The 14619-nt window shown below is 68.0% G+C and carries 9 protein-coding genes and 1 tRNA gene; 5 read left to right on the forward strand and 5 right to left on the reverse strand.

Annotated features, from left to right (window positions below):
* Position 1: 1 nt before the first annotated feature.
* From GRI62_RS01815 to serS, 3 genes are read right to left on the reverse strand one after another with little or no spacing between them, the layout of a single operon-like run.
* The gene (locus GRI62_RS01815; RefSeq protein WP_131451733.1) at positions 2-1090 is read right to left on the reverse strand and encodes a potassium channel family protein; all 1089 of its coding nucleotides are present in this window, start codon (positions 1088-1090) and stop codon (positions 2-4) included.
* A 17-nt stretch (positions 1091-1107) separates the two neighbouring features.
* Complete coding sequence (surE, locus tag GRI62_RS01820) at positions 1108-1860, reverse strand: 5'/3'-nucleotidase SurE (RefSeq protein ID WP_131451734.1); 753 nt, start codon at positions 1858-1860, stop codon at positions 1108-1110.
* Positions 1857-3143, reverse strand: a complete 1287-nt coding sequence (gene serS / locus GRI62_RS01825; RefSeq protein ID WP_131451735.1) for a serine--tRNA ligase — start codon at positions 3141-3143, stop codon at positions 1857-1859. Before serS ends, surE begins: the two co-directional genes overlap by 4 nt.
* A gap of 255 nt (positions 3144-3398) precedes the next feature.
* Here serS and GRI62_RS01830 point away from each other — a divergent pair, with 255 nt between their 5' ends.
* From GRI62_RS01830 to GRI62_RS01845, 5 genes are read left to right on the forward strand one after another with little or no spacing between them, the layout of a single operon-like run.
* Complete coding sequence (locus GRI62_RS01830) at positions 3399-4574, forward strand: glycosyltransferase (protein ID WP_131451736.1); 1176 nt, start codon at positions 3399-3401, stop codon at positions 4572-4574.
* On the forward strand, positions 4571-6979 hold the full coding sequence (gene glf, locus GRI62_RS01835) for a UDP-galactopyranose mutase (RefSeq protein ID WP_131451737.1): 2409 nt from the start codon (positions 4571-4573) through the stop codon (positions 6977-6979). The genes GRI62_RS01830 and glf overlap by 4 nt, the downstream gene beginning before the upstream one ends.
* Complete coding sequence (locus GRI62_RS14415) at positions 6976-9060, forward strand: glycosyltransferase (protein WP_199799891.1); 2085 nt, start codon at positions 6976-6978, stop codon at positions 9058-9060. The genes glf and GRI62_RS14415 overlap by 4 nt, the downstream gene beginning before the upstream one ends.
* On the forward strand, positions 9057-10133 hold the full coding sequence (locus tag GRI62_RS14420; RefSeq protein WP_199799892.1) for a zinc-dependent alcohol dehydrogenase: 1077 nt from the start codon (positions 9057-9059) through the stop codon (positions 10131-10133). Before GRI62_RS14415 ends, GRI62_RS14420 begins: the two co-directional genes overlap by 4 nt.
* Positions 10130-12400 (forward strand): glycosyltransferase family 4 protein, encoded by a 2271-nt coding sequence (locus GRI62_RS01845; protein ID WP_131451738.1) that lies wholly within the window; start codon positions 10130-10132, stop codon positions 12398-12400. Before GRI62_RS14420 ends, GRI62_RS01845 begins: the two co-directional genes overlap by 4 nt.
* An 84-nt stretch (positions 12401-12484) precedes the next feature.
* Here the strand turns inward: GRI62_RS01845 and GRI62_RS01850 are convergent.
* A tRNA-Val gene (locus GRI62_RS01850) sits at positions 12485-12559 on the reverse strand.
* Between the two features lie 94 nt (positions 12560-12653).
* Positions 12654-14558 (reverse strand): signal peptide peptidase SppA, encoded by a 1905-nt coding sequence (sppA, locus tag GRI62_RS01855; protein ID WP_131451739.1) that lies wholly within the window; start codon positions 14556-14558, stop codon positions 12654-12656.
* Positions 14559-14619: the final 61 nt, after the last annotated feature.

The following is a 14619-nucleotide window of genomic DNA, read 5'->3' on the forward strand; positions in this document are numbered from 1 at the left end:
CCTACAAGCGCACGCCGGCTTCCGTTGCCTCGGTGGGCAGGATCTCGACCACGATGTCGCCCGCCTGTAGGCATTCGGCCTCGTGCTCCCAGAACCCGCAGGCGCCGCCGTTGCGATAGATGCGCAGGCCGCGCCCGCCGCTGGCGAGGTCGGACAGCGGACGGCCGATTTCCTCGGGCAGGACCGGGCGCTCCACCAGTTGCACGCGGCCGGTGACCGAGGCGAGGTCGCCCAGGTAATCGGCGATGTGCGCGCCCTGCGCGCTGCCCGCCAGCAGCAGGCCGGTGAACCGCACGGGGTTGATCACGTTGTCAGCGCCCGCCTGGCGCGCCAGCTGTTCGTTATCCGCCGCGCGCACGACCACGCTGATCGGCACGTTGGGGGCGAGATGACGCACGGTGAGCACGATAAGGATCGAGCTGTCGTCGCGCCCGGCGGACACCAGCACAGTCTTGGCCGCCTCGATGCGTACCGCCTCCAGGTTCTCGTCGCGGGTGGCGTCGGCCTCGATCACGTTGCAGCCGAGCAGTTCGGCCTGCTCCAGCCGTTCCGGGCTGGCGTCCATCACCACGATGCAGGCCGGATCGGTGCCGCGCTCGATCAGTTCGCTCACCGCCTCGGAGCCGGAGACGCCGAACCCCAGCACGACGACATGGTCGTGCAGCTGTTCCTGGATCTGGCCCATGCGAAACTTCTCCCAGCTTCTCTTGATGATGAAATTGTAGGCCGTGCCCACGAATATGAACAGCACGGCGAAACGCACCGGCGTGACAATCACCGCTTCCACCAGCCGTGCCCGGTCGGAAATCGGGGCAATGTCGCCAAAGCCCGTGGTGGTGATCGAGATCATGGTGAAATAGATCACGTCGAGGAAGCTGATGTGGCCATCGAGGTTGTCGACCAGCCCATCCCGGTCCCACCAGTGGATCATGATGACGAGGAAGATCAGCGCCAGCGCGATGCTGAGGCGGATGCTGAGGTCGCCCCATACGGGGATACGCACCGCGCGTTTCAGCGGCGTGAAGCGGCGCTTGTGGATCGGGTGCCGGCGTGCTGGAGGCCGGGGGCGCGGGGTGGGCTTACCGGCCATGGGTCAGCCCCGCCGCATCAGGCGAAGCGGTCCGCCAGCCGACCAAGGGCGGCGTGGTCCGTCAGGTCGAGCTGCAACGGCGTGACGGCGATATAACCATCCTCCACCGCTTCCAGATCGGTGCCGTGGTCGAGCGTGTGTTCGGCATCCTGCAGGCCGAACCAGTAATAGGGCCGCCCGCGCGGGTCGGTCGCCTCTATCAGGCTGCCGCGGCCGTAATCGTGGAAGCCCTGCCGCACCACGCGGATGCCCTTGACCCGGTCGGCGGGAAGGGCGGGGAAGTTGACGTTGACGAGCGTGCGCCTGGCCATGGCGGTGTGGATCAGCGGTTCCAGCACGCGAACGCCCCAATGCTCGCAGGCAGCGAAGCTGGGGCCATTGTCGCGAAAGGCCTGGCTGAGAGCGATGGCCGGAATGCCTGCGAGCGCGGCCTCCATCGCGGCGTTGATGGTGCCCGAATAGGTCACGTCGTCGGCCAGGTTCTCGCCCGCGTTGACGCCGGAGATGACGAGATCGGGCGGCCCGTCGGCGAACAGCTTGCGCAGGCCCAGGTTCACGCTGTCGGTCGGCGTGCCGGTGACAGAGAAGCGCCGTGGCCCATGCTCCCGCAGGCGGACCGGCATGTGCAGGGTGAGCGAATGGCCGGCGCCCGATTGCTCTTCCGCCGGGGCGCAGACCCACACATCGTCCGACAACTGGCGCGCCAGGGTCTCCAGAACCGCGAGGCCGGGGGCGTGGATGCCGTCGTCGTTGGTGAGGAGGATCTTCATGAATTTCCGGCGGGTAGCAGCTTTTCCACGCCGCCCATATACGGGGCCAGCACGGCGGGCACGCTGACGGAGCCATCGGCCTGCTGATAGTTTTCCAGCACCGCCACCAGCGTGCGGCCCACGGCGAGGCCCGAGCCGTTCAGGGTGTGCACGAATTCCGGCTTGCCGCCGCCCGCGGGCCGATAGCGCGCGTTCATGCGGCGGGCCTGGAAGTCGCCGGTGTTGGAACACGAACTGATCTCGCGGTAGGCGCCCTGCCCGGGTAGCCAGACCTCCAGATCGTAGGTCTTGCGCGCGCCAAAACCCATGTCGCCGGTGCACAACAGCACCTTGCGGTAGGGCAGGTCGAGCGCCTTCAGGATGCCTTCTGCGCACCCGGTCATCCGCTCGTGCTCGGCCTCGGAGTCCTCGGGCCGGCAGATGGTGACGAGCTCGACTTTCTCGAACTGGTGCTGGCGGATGAAACCGCGCGTATCCCTGCCCGCCGCGCCTGCTTCGCTGCGAAAGCACAGGGTGTGCGCGGTGAGGCGCATGGGCTCGGCAAGGTCGGCCAGGATTTCCCCCGCGACCGAGGCGGTGAGGCTGACCTCGCTGGTGGGGATTAGCCAGCGTCCGTCCGTGGTGCGAAAACTATCCTCGGCAAACTTGGGCAGCTTGTCCGTCCCGTACATGGCCGCATCGTTCACCAGCACCGGCACGTTGCATTCGTTGTAGCCGTTTTCGCGCGTCTGCGTGTCCAGCATGAACTGCGCCAGCGCGCGGTGGAGGCGGGCCATGTCGCCGCGAAGGAAGGTGAACCGGGCGCCGGAAAGCTTGGCGCCGGTTTCGAAATCCATGCCGAGCGCCGGGCCGAGGTCGGCGTGTTCCTTCGGCGTAAAGTCGAGCGCGCGCTTCTCGCCCCAGGTCAGCACCTCGACGTTGCCCGCCTCGTCCGCGCCTTCCGGAACATCGGCGGCGGGGAGATTGGGGATGGTGGCGAGCAGTCCGTCGAGTTCCTCACCCAGCGCGCGCTCACGCTCTTCCAGCGCGGGCATGGTGGTCTTGAGCTCGGCGACCTCGGCCTTCAGCGCCTCAGCCTTGTCCTTGTCGCCCTGGCCCATCGCCTGGCCGATGGCTTTGCTCGCCTCGTTCCGGCGGCTCTGCGCGGCCTGTACCTGCGTGGTGAGGGCGCGGCGTTCCTCGTCCAGCGCCACTATCCGCGCCGAGACCGGTTCCAGCCCGCGGCGGGCGAGGGCGGCGTCGAAGGCGGCGGGGTTTTCGCGGATGGATCGCAGGTCGTGCATGGCCGCGCCTATGCCCGCTCGGCTGGCCGCTTGTCCAGCATGGAGCAACGCGCCGGGCGGGGAACTTTGTCCCCACCTCTCGCGGAAGTTATCGCGCTCGCTGGAGGCACCTTACCCCCATCGGGGCAGTCCAGGTGATCGAACCGCGACGGCATCTAAATCGATGTAACCTTTAGCAATTGGGCGCGTTTGCAGTTGCGCTGGTTCTTCTTCGCGGCGAGTGCTGGCAGCGCTGAACGCGGGTCTGGGATGCACATGCTGCCGACGAACGATGACTTTCTGCCTGGCCGGACCGGAAAGATCGTCGTCATATCCGACCGGATAGACTGGACCTCCAGCTCGCCGGAAGAGCTGGTCCATGCACCCTCCGCCGGACAAGGCGAGAATGGCGGTCCGCAGGTCGTCGGCGGTTATCTCGAACGTCTGCCGCTGGCCCTCATCGCGGCGGGGCGGTTCCGTCATGCCGAGGTCTGGCATCACGTCATCGATCCCCGCGCCGCCGGGGAAACGAAGGTTTCCGCCTGGCTGTCGCGCAGGGCCTTTCCCATCGACGATACCAGCGCCCCCTACGCCAGCACGGCGATGGCGGAACACTTCCGCCAACACGGCCCGCCGGACCTTCTGATCGTCTACGGTTTGGGAGTGGTGGCAGAGGTGATCGCGGCCGCCCGGGGCGCGGTGGTGGTCTACAACTCCATCGACGCGCCGGCGCTGCGGGTGCCGGAGGATGTGTCCGCGCTGTGCGACATCATCCTCACCGGCGCTGAGTGGCAGGCAGAGGCGGTGCGTGCGCGCCATCCGGCAACGCCGGCGCCGATCCTGCCGGTGGGCCCGGAATTCGCCGCACCCGACCAGTTCCGCCCGACCGGCGAGGACAAGCAGTACGACCTGATCTACGTCGGCGCGGCCCAGCCCTACAAACGCCACGACATCCTGTTCGATGCGGTCGAGCGGCTGGAGGGCCGGGTCAATGCGCTGTGCGTGTTCGGCTACGGCGAACTGGCCGAGCACTACCGGGACGAGGCGCAGCGCCGCAGCCTGCCCATCGATTTTGTCATGCCGCCGGTCATCCCCTTCGATGCGGTCAACCGCTGGATGAGCCGCAGCCGGATCGGCATCGTCGCCGGTTTCGACGACGGCGCACCGGCGATCCTGACCGAATACATGCTGGCCGGACTGCCCGTGCTGGCGAATGCAGGGCTGTCCTGCGGATTGCAGTATATCGTGCCGGAGACGGGCGAGGCTGCCGTGCCGGAGGCTTGGCCCCGCACGATCCTGGCCATGCTCGACAGGCTGGACAGCTATCGTCCGCGCGAAACCGCCATCGCCCGCTGGGGGTGGCCCGTCTCGGTGGGCAAATTCCTGCATCACTACGATCGTGTCCGTGCCGCGGACGCGCAACCGACTCCCATCCACTCGAGTGTTCGATGACCGATCAGACCCTGCATTCCCACACCCCCGCCAGTGACCCAGCACCGCAGCCATTCGCGCCCGCCAGCCAGGCGCCCAGCGACGCACTGGACGATCTGCCGCTGGTCGTGTTCTCCCACCTGCGCTGGGATTTCGTGCGTCAGCGGCCGCAGCACTTGCTCAGCCGCTTTGCCAGGCAGCGCGAGGTGTGGATGTGGGAAGAACCGATCGGGTGCGATCATCCGCTGCCCTATCTGGAATACCACCGTTTCCCCGCCGATCGCGTCACCAGCCTGCGCCCGCGCCTGCCGCACTGGTGGTCGGCCGAGGAGCAGACCGCCGCGCTGGCGGACCTCTATGCGCTGTTCCTGCAACAGAGCGTGCGCGCCGCGCCGATCGCCTGGTACTACACCCCGCTGATGCGCGCCTTCAGCGCCGGCGCCGAGGCCGCCCTGGTGGTCTACGACTGCATGGACGAGCTGTCCTCCTTCGCCCATGCCGATGCCGCCTTGCTGACGCACGAGGCCGAGCTGCTGGAACGCGCCGATGTCGTCTTCACCGGCGGCCGCAGCCTTTACGAGGCGAAGCGTCACCTCGCCGCCAACGTCCACGCCTTTCCCTCAGCGGTCGACCGCGCCCATTTCGCCGCCGCCCGCGCAACGCCGCGATCGGCGGGTGGCGAGGACGGCAAGCTGACAGCGGGCTATTTCGGGGTCATCGACGAGCGACTGGACATGCAGCTGATTGCCGAACTGGCCGCAGCTCGCCCCGACTGGCGCATCGAAATGGTTGGCCCGGTGGTGAAGATCGATCCCGCCACCCTGCCGCAGGCGGCGAACATCGCCTGGCTCGGCCCGCGCGATTACGGCCAGCTGCCAGCGGTTCTGGCCGGATGGGACGTGGCGATCATGCCGTTTGCTCTGAACGAGGCGACACGTTTCATCAGCCCAACCAAGACACCGGAATACCTTTCCGGCGGGCGGCCGGTGGTTTCCACTCCGATTGCCGATGTCGTCGCCGACTGGGGCCGTTCACCGGGCGTCTGGATCGCCGGCGACGGTGCAACGTTGGCCCAGGCGCTGGATGACGCGGCCAGTCTTTCGGCAGGGGGCGACTGGCTGGCGGCGGTCGATCGCCAGCTCGACGCGATCAGCTGGGATGCAACGCAGCAGCGCATGGCCGACCTGATGGGTGAGGCGCTTTCCCGCCGAACGCAACGCGCGCGGTCCGCCGCCGTGTCCGTCCCGGCCGTTTCGGCATCCGACAGGTTGAGCGCAAAGCCCTACGACGTGCTGGTGGTAGGGGCCGGGTTTGCCGGGTCCGTCATGGCCGAGCGACTGGCCGAAGACGCCGGCAAGCGCGTGCTGGTAATCGACCGGCGCCCGCACATCGCCGGCAATGCCTATGACGAGCTCGATGCGGCGGGCGTGATGATCCATCGCTACGGCCCGCACATCTTCCACACTAACAGCGACGACGTGTTCGCCTACCTCTCGCGCTTCACGGCTTGGCGGCCCTACGAGCATCGCGTGCTGGCGGAAGCCAAGGGCAAGCGCGTGCCGATGCCGATCAACCGAACGACGCTGGAACAGCTGTACGACATTGCGCTGCCCGACGATGAATCGGCCGCGGCATTCCTCGCGGCCCGGGCGCTGCCGCGCGATCCCATAGTCACTTCGGAGGACGTGGTCGTCAACGCCGTCGGCACCGATCTCTACCAGACGTTCTTCCGCGGCTATACGCGCAAGCAGTGGGGCCTCGACCCTTCCGAGCTCGACAAGACGGTGACCAGCCGGGTGCCGACCCGCACCGACCGCGACGACCGCTATTTCCAGGATCGTCACCAGGCCATGCCGCGCGATGGCTACACCGCCATGTTCGCCCGGATGCTCGATCACCCGCGCATCACCCTGCGCACCGGTACCGAATTCGTCGATGTCGATGCAGCGGCGCTGGCCGACCACGTTGTCTACACCGGCCCGATCGACGAATATTTCGACTATCGCTACGGGCGGCTGCCCTATCGCAGCCTGACGTTCCGCCACGAAACCCTGCCGCAGGAAAGTTTCCAGGATGCGGCAGTGGTGAACTTTCCTGCCGAAGACGTGCCCTACACCCGCATCACCGAATACAAGAAGCTGACCGGGCAGAGCCATCCCACCACGTCCATCAGCTACGAGTATCCGACGGACGAGGGCGATCCCTACTATCCCATCCCGCGCCCCGACAATCAGGCACTGTTCCAGAAATACGATGCGCTGGCCCGCGCGACGCAGAACGTCACCTTCGTCGGGCGGCTGGCGAACTATCGCTATTACAACATGGACCAGGTCGTCGGGCAGGCGCTGGCGACCTATCGTCGCCTGTCAGAGCGGGAGCTTGTTGAGGTCGCCAAGCCGCTCGGGACGGTCGAGGCGGCGGAATGATGCGGGTCTGCCTGGCGACCGACAGCCTCGCGCCGTCGGGCATGGGGGTACACATGCTGGCGCTGGCCGACGCGCTGGAGGATTGCGCGGTGACGATCGTCGCCGTGCCGGGGACGGACCTGTTCGAAGCGGCCCGGAGCCACCATCCGGTGCGCGCCTGGACTGACGACGCGGCCTTCGACACCTGGCTGCGGGCGAGCGGGTTCGCCATCGTGCACGTCCATGCCGGGATCGGCTGGGAAGGGCATGGCCTCGTGCGGGCGGCGGCGCGTGCTGGCATTCCCGTGGTGCGAACCGAGCACCTGCCGTGCCTGATCACCGACGATGGCCAGCGCGCCGACTATGCCGAGGTGACGCGCCAGGCCGCCGCCGTGATCGCCGTCAGCGACGCCGTGGCGGCGTCCTATCGCGATAGCGGCCTGCTGCATGAAGCGCCTGACGTGACCACGGTGCGCAACGGCATTGCTGTACCCGCATCACCTGCGCCGGCCACGCTGGCGCGCTACGAACGGGACGCAGCACGACCGCTGCTGCTCAGCGTCGGGCGCTTGACCGCGCAAAAACGCCACGATTTGCTGATCGATGCTGTCGGCATCCTTGCCGGGCAGGGCCGCCCCGTGGACCTTGCCATCGTGGGCGACGGCCCCGATCGCGCCGCGCTGATAGAGCATCTGCGCACTTCCGACATGGCCGGCCACGTGCGCCTGCTGGGCGAGCGGCGCGATGTTTCCAGCTTGATGGCCTCGGCCGATCTCTATGTCCACGCCGCCGCGTTCGAAGGGCTGCCGCTCGTCCTGTTGGAGGCGATGGCGGCGCGCTTGCCGATCGTCGCGGTGCCCGGGCCGGGCATCGACGAGACCCTTGATGCCGACACCGCCCTGCTGGCGAGTGCCGACGATGCGCCCGCTCTGGCCGCCGCGATTGCCGCCGCGCTGGACGATCCAGCAGGAGCCCAGGCCCGCGCCGCCACCGCGGCTTCACGTCAGGCCGACCACTTCACCGCCGCTCGCATGGCGAGCGAGACCCGCGCCATTTACCAGGCGCACGCACGAAAGGATGCCCCGTTGCCCAGCTTGAGAATTGGTTTCGTCGGCGCCGGTGGCATCGCGCAGCGCCACGCCGGCGTGCTCGCCACGATGGACGATGTGCGCATCGCGGCAGTCTGCGATGCCGCTGCCGCACGCGCGGGCGAGATGGCCGCTGGGCACGGCGCGCAGGTCTTTGCCGACGTATCCGAAATGCTCGCGGCGGACCTCTGCGATGCCGTGTTCGTCTGCGTGCCTCCCTTTGCCCACGGCCCGATCGAGGCGGCGCTGATTGCCGCCAACCTGCCGTTCTTCGTGGAAAAGCCGGTTGCGCTGTCGCTGGCAGATGCAGAGCGCACCGCCGATGCCATCGACGCGGCGGGACTGATTACCGGGGTCGGTTATCACTGGCGCTGGCTCGACACGCTCGATGCGGTGCGCGATGCGCTGGGCGGGCGGCGAGTGCGGCTGGCGTCGGGCTACTGGCTCGATTCGACGCCGCCGGTGGACTGGTGGGGCCGGCAGGACCAGTCGGGCGGTCAGATGGCCGAACAGGCCACCCACCTCATTGATCTGGCCCGCTATCTTTGCGGCGATGTGGAACTGGCCTTTGGCCTTGCCGAACACAGCCCGCGCGACGCCTTCCCCACGCTCGACGTGGCGACCGCGTCGAGCGCCAGCCTGCGCTTTGCCGACGGCGCGATCGCCAACTTCGCGGCGACCTGCCTGCTCGGCTGGAACCACCGCGTGGGCCTGCACCTGTTCGGTGACGGTTTCGCAGTGGAGATCACCGATCACGACGTGATGATCGACGTGGGCGCCGGACGGCCGGTAACGCCCAACCATTCCGACCCCGTCTGGCGGCAGGATCGCGCTTTCGTGGAAGCCGTGATGGGGCACGGCAATGCCATTCGCTGCACCTACCGCGACGCGCTGGAAACGCTGCGCGTGACCGAGGCCGTGTCGCAATCGGCCCGCACCGGGCAGGCGATCAGGATCAAGGGTGCCACAGCGGAAACGCCAGTGCAGGCGCCCGTGCAGGAGCGCGCCGCATGAGCCATCGCCACGTCCGCAGCCTTGGCTTCGAAGCGCCCGGCGTGCCGTTCTTCGCCGGTTATGACGAGGGGCCACCCCCGCCGTGGGAACTGCGCATCGATACGCTGTATTCCGGGTTTTCCGCCGGCACCGAGCTGACCTTCATGAAGGGCACCAACCCCTACCTGCACTCGCGCTGGGACGAAGGCCGGCGCGGTTTCATCGCCGGCGAGGCCGGGATGCATTACCCGGTCCCCTTCGTGGGTTACATGGAGGTCGGCCGCGTCAGCGAGGGCGAGGCGCGGGGCGTACCGACGGGAAGCGTGGTAGCCGGGGCATGGGGCCACAAGAGCGGCCACACCATCGATCCAGGGCGCGACCGCTTTTTCCCGCTGCCCCCGTCCATCGATCCGATCCTTGGCATCTATGTCGGGCAGATGGGGCCGATCGCGGCGAACGGCATCCTCTATGCCGATCATGAACTCGTCGGGCGGGACTGCACCCGGCTGGGCGCCTCTCTCGCCGGACGACCGGTGCTGGTCTTCGGCGCGGGCGTGGTGGGGTTCTTCACCGCGCTGTTCGCGCAGGCTGCCGGGGCCAGTGAGGTGGTCATCGCCGATCCCTCGCCTTTCCGACGCCTGCGCGCCGAGACACTCGGCCTGCTGGCGATGACCGAGGACGAGGCCATCGACCACGCCAAGGCGCGCTGGAAGGGCGCGGACCTGGTGTTCCAGACGCGCGCCAGCGGGGAAAGCCTGCACAACGCGATGAAGGCCCTGCGCCCCCATGGCACGGTGATCGACCTCGCGTTCTACCAGGGCGGGGCGGACGCGGTGCGGCTGGGCGAGGAATTTCACCACAACTGGCTGTCGATCCGCTGCGCGCAGATCGGCCGCGTGCCGCGCGGCATGGAACAGCTGTGGGATCACGAGCGGCTGGGTCGTGAGACGATCGCGCTGCTCGAAAGCCGCGGGGCTGAAATCCGCCAGCAGTTGATAACGCACGTGGTGCCGTTCGACGATGCACCCGGCTTCCTGCGCACGCTGGTGGCCGAGCGGCCGGAGTTCATCCAGGTCGTCTTCGCCTACGAATGACCGTGCAGGGGATTTCGACCGCCGAAACGAGCCGTCCCTTGCGGGTCCTGTTCGTGTTCGCCTGGCTGGTGGTCGGCGGGGAGGAAACCGAGGTCAGGCTGCTGGCCGGAGGACTCGATCGCGCGCGCTTCACCATCGATGTGGTGGCCTGCTTCCGCAAACCGGGCATGCCCGAACAGACGCACGAGCAATTGCGCGCCGCGGGCGTGCGCGTCGACACCACGCCCTATCACCTCGATTTCGAGGCGACGGTTGCCTATCTCGCCGCCATCGTCCCCGGTTATGACGTGGTCGTCTCCTGCCAGAACGTCGCTGATATCTACCCTGCGCTGGAACGTCTGCACCTGCGCCCGCCGTTGATCGAGCATGGCGGGCTGGTGTCGGAGGCGCTGGCCGGCCCCAAGCATTTCACCAATCGCTATGTCGGTGTGTGCGAGACGATCCGCGCCGCTGCCGCCAGCCGCATGGGGGACCGCGCGCATCACGCGCTGGCGATCCCATCGATGGTCGATCTCGCCGCCTTTCGGCCTGAGGTGCGAGAGGCGACGCGGGCCGCGCTGGGTATCGCTCCCGATCGCGTGCTGATCGGTTGGGTCGGGCGGCTCGACGCCAAGAAGCGGGTGGAGGACTTCATCGCCGCCGCCGCGATAGTGGCCCGCACGCACGCGCAGGCAGACTTCGCCGTCATCGGCGGGCCGGACGCGTTCATGCCGCACTACGCCGACCAGCTTGTCGCCCAGGCCGAGGCTTTGGGCCTGGGCACGCGGCTGCGGTTCACCGGCGATCGCAAGGACATCCCCGATCTGCTCGCCGCGCTCGACGTGTTCGTCTGGCTGTCGCGCGGAGAGGGGATGCCCCACGTCATCGCCGAGGCCGGCGCCGCGCGTCTGCCGGTGATCGCCACGCCCGATAACGGCGCGCTCGAACAGATTGCCGATGGCGTATCGGGCGTGTTCGTCCCGCACGAGGATCCTGCCGCCGTCGCTGCCACGATGGTGGCCCTCATCGACGACCCGGCGCGCCGCCGGGCGCTTGGTGAGGCACTGCGCGCCAAGGTGGAGCGCGACTACGCCACCGCCGCGGTGCTGCCGCAGTGGGATCGCCTGCTGCGCGAGGTGGCAGCCGAACGCCAGCGCCCCGCGCCCACACCGCCGCTGTTCGCCAGCCCGGTGCTCGGCGGGTTCGAGTGTTCGTCGCACAGGCGCGTCGGCGATGGCGCGCGGCGCGACATGATCGCCCTGACGGACCACGACCGCCAGGCAGAAGGCGATTACCGTCTGGCCGCCACGCTCGGCATGACGACGTTGCGCGACGGCCTGCGCTGGCATCTGATCGAGGCGACCCCGGGCCGCTTCGACTGGGACAGCGCCGAGCGCCAGATCGCCGCTTCGGCCAGCACCGGCACTCGGGTGATCTGGGACCTGCTGCACTACGGCACGCCCGACTGGGTCGATATCTGGGATGCGCGCTTCCGCGACCGGTTCGTCAGCTTTGCTCTTGCCGCCGCTGATCGGCTGGCAAGCGCCTTGCCTGGTCCGCTGTATCTTTGCCCGATCAACGAGATCAGCTTCTTTTCCTGGGGGGGCGGCGATGCAGGCTACCTCAATCCCTTCGCCAGAGGGCGCGGGCACGAACTGAAGGTCCAGCTGGCCGGCGCAGCCATCGCCGCCACCCGGGCGATCCGGGCGCGGCACCCGGACACGCGTTTCTTCACTGCCGAGCCACTGATCAACATCCTTTGCGATCCCGCCCGCCCCCACGATGCGCCCCACGCCGAAGGCCATCGCCTCAGCCAGTTCCAGGCGTTCGACATGCTGGCCGGCACCTGCTGGCCGCAACTTGGCGGCGCGGCGGATACGCTCGATGTGGTCGGCGTCAATTTCTATCACAACAACCAGTGGATCCACGGCGGCCCCCCGCTCGACTGGCGCGACCCTGCCTGCCGCAGCCTGTCGTCGCTGCTGGCGGAGGTCTACGCCCGCTATGGCCGGCCAATCTTCATCGCCGAGACCGGCATCGAAGCGGACGAGCGCCCGGCATGGATCGCCCATGTCGCCCGCGAAGCCGCCATCGCCCGGGACCTGGGCGTGCCGCTGGAAGGGGTGTGCCTCTATCCGGTGCTGGGGCATATTGGGTGGGACGACGACCGCTATTGCCCCAACGGACCAATCGATCACGCGCCTGACGGCACCCGTATAATCCATCCGCCGTCGCGGCAGGCGCTGCAGGACCTCTCGGCGGTATTCCGGGATGGCAGTGCTACCTAGGCGGTGGGCCAGCTATCGCTCGGGCGCCAAGGGTTTTGGCAACCTGCCGGGCGGACCATCTCTGCGGCTGAATAGCGCAAAAGATGGTGGGCGCGGCAGGGATTGAACCTGCGACCCCACCCGTGTGAAGGGTGTGCTCTACCACTGAGCTACGCGCCCGCCGGGTGTACGGCAGGGGCGCGCCTTTGCCATGGGCTTTGGCGAAAGACAAGTGCGACATTGGCCAGCCGCGCGCCGGCGTCGGGGCAAAGGCTCAGTCCGTAAAAAGGACGCGCAACCAGCCGAACAGGGTGCTTTCCAGCGGATGCCGCGACGGAACCGGCGATCCCGGCATCATCGCGCATTCGAGGCAACGTGCCTGAATGCCATGCACCTTCATCAGTCCCTCCAGCTCGCCCAGCGCCTGCGCCGCCTGGCCCTGTTGCCCACGGGCAAAGGTGGCGAAGACGTCGTTTCCGCCGGCGCCAGCACGTTCGTTCGCGCTGTCGGGGGCCATCATGCGGGCGAACAGCGAACCGTAGGGGTCGTCGTCGTCGCCGAGATAGTCGACCTGGAAATCATCACCGAGGTCGGCCCGCTGGGCAGCCCAGGCAATGGTGGCATCGAGATCGCCGAACTGGTCGACAAGGCCAAGCTGCCGCGCCGCGCCGCCATCCCACACCCGGCCCTGGCCCAGTTCGTCGGCCCGGGCGATGCTGATGCCGCGTGATTCGGCGACGAGCGAAAGGAAGCGCGCGTAGCTTCCCTCGACACCGGCCTGCAGCAATTCGCGAACCTCGGGCGTCAGTCCGCCCAGCAGGTCTGGCTGGCCGGAAAGCGGCGTGGTGCGCACGCCATCGGACGAGACCCCGTAATCGGCCAGCAACCCCTCGAAACTGGGAAATACGCCGAAGACACCGATCGATCCGGTCAGAGTTTCGGGTTCGGCAAAGATGCGTTCGGCAGGGGTGGCGATCCAGTAGCCGCCGCTGGCCGCGTAATTGCCCATGGAAACGGCGATGGGGATGCCGGCGTCGCGGTGCCGCAGGATGGCGCGGCGGATCGTCTCCGACCCGGTGACCGTGCCGCCGGGCGAATCGACGCGCACCACCAGGGCCTTCAGATCGTCGTCGAGCGCATCGTCGAGCAGGCGTTCGATGCGCTCGGCCCCGGCGCTGCCCGGCCCGTCCTCGCCATCGCTGATCGTGCCGGCAACGGTGATGACGCCAACCTTGCCGCCCTCGCCAAAATCCAGCCCGGCGTCGAGATCGGCGATCCACGGATCGAATTCGGTCGCGGCAAAGGCGCCCGGTTCCTTGGTCCAGCTGTCCTCGCCGGCGACATGGGCGATGGCCTCGCCCCATTCCACCCGGCTGCCGACGCGATCGACGAGACCCGCAGCAAGCGCGGCCTGCGCCAGGTCGTTGTCGGACCCGGCGAGCCAGCCGGCCACGTCGCTCGTCACCAGGTCGATGTCGGCATCGGGCCGCGCGCGCCGCACGTTGGCGCGCCATTCCTGCCACAGCGTCGCATACAGCTGGGTCAGGTTCTCGCGCGCGGGTTCCGACATGCCGGTTTCGGTGTAGGGCTCCACCGCGCTCTTGTAGGTGCCGACGCGAAAGACGTTGGCCGTGATGTTGTAGCGATCGAGCAAGCCGCCGAAATAGAGGCCATGGCCGCCCGGTCCCGCAACCACCGCGCCGCCCATCGGATCGACCCAGGCCTCGCTGGCGTGGGCCGCCAGCAGCAGCGAATCGTCGGTATAGGCGATGGCGTAGGTATAGATCGGCTTGCCGGCGGTCCGGAACCGCTCCAGCGCGCTGGCAACCTCGTCCATGTGCACCGCGCCGCCGCCCAGGAAGCTGGAGAGGTCAAGCGCCAGCGCCTCGATCCGGTCGTCACCCGCCGCTGCATCAATGGCGCGCACCAGGTCGCGCGCGGCGTATTCGCGGGTGGGCAGGCTGGCGGAGAGGAGGGCGGAGATCGGATCGATCGGGGCGACTTCCTCCACGATGGTGCCGTTCAGATCGAGCAGCAGCGCCCCTTCGCGCACGACGCCGGGATTGGGGCGCGCGCTCAGCAACGCGAACAGTGCGGTGAAGAACAATAGCAGGAAGGCCAGCGCCAGCGCGTCCTTGATGCCGACCAGCAGGCGCCAGACCTTGCGCACGAAACCCATAATGCAACCCCGTTGAATGCGTGTCCCGCATCGCACTTAGGCAATGCGGCGTGAATGCGCC

The organism is Aurantiacibacter arachoides (genome assembly GCF_009827335.1).
In the GTDB taxonomy this organism is placed as follows: Bacteria; Pseudomonadota; Alphaproteobacteria; order Sphingomonadales; family Sphingomonadaceae; genus Alteraurantiacibacter; species Alteraurantiacibacter arachoides.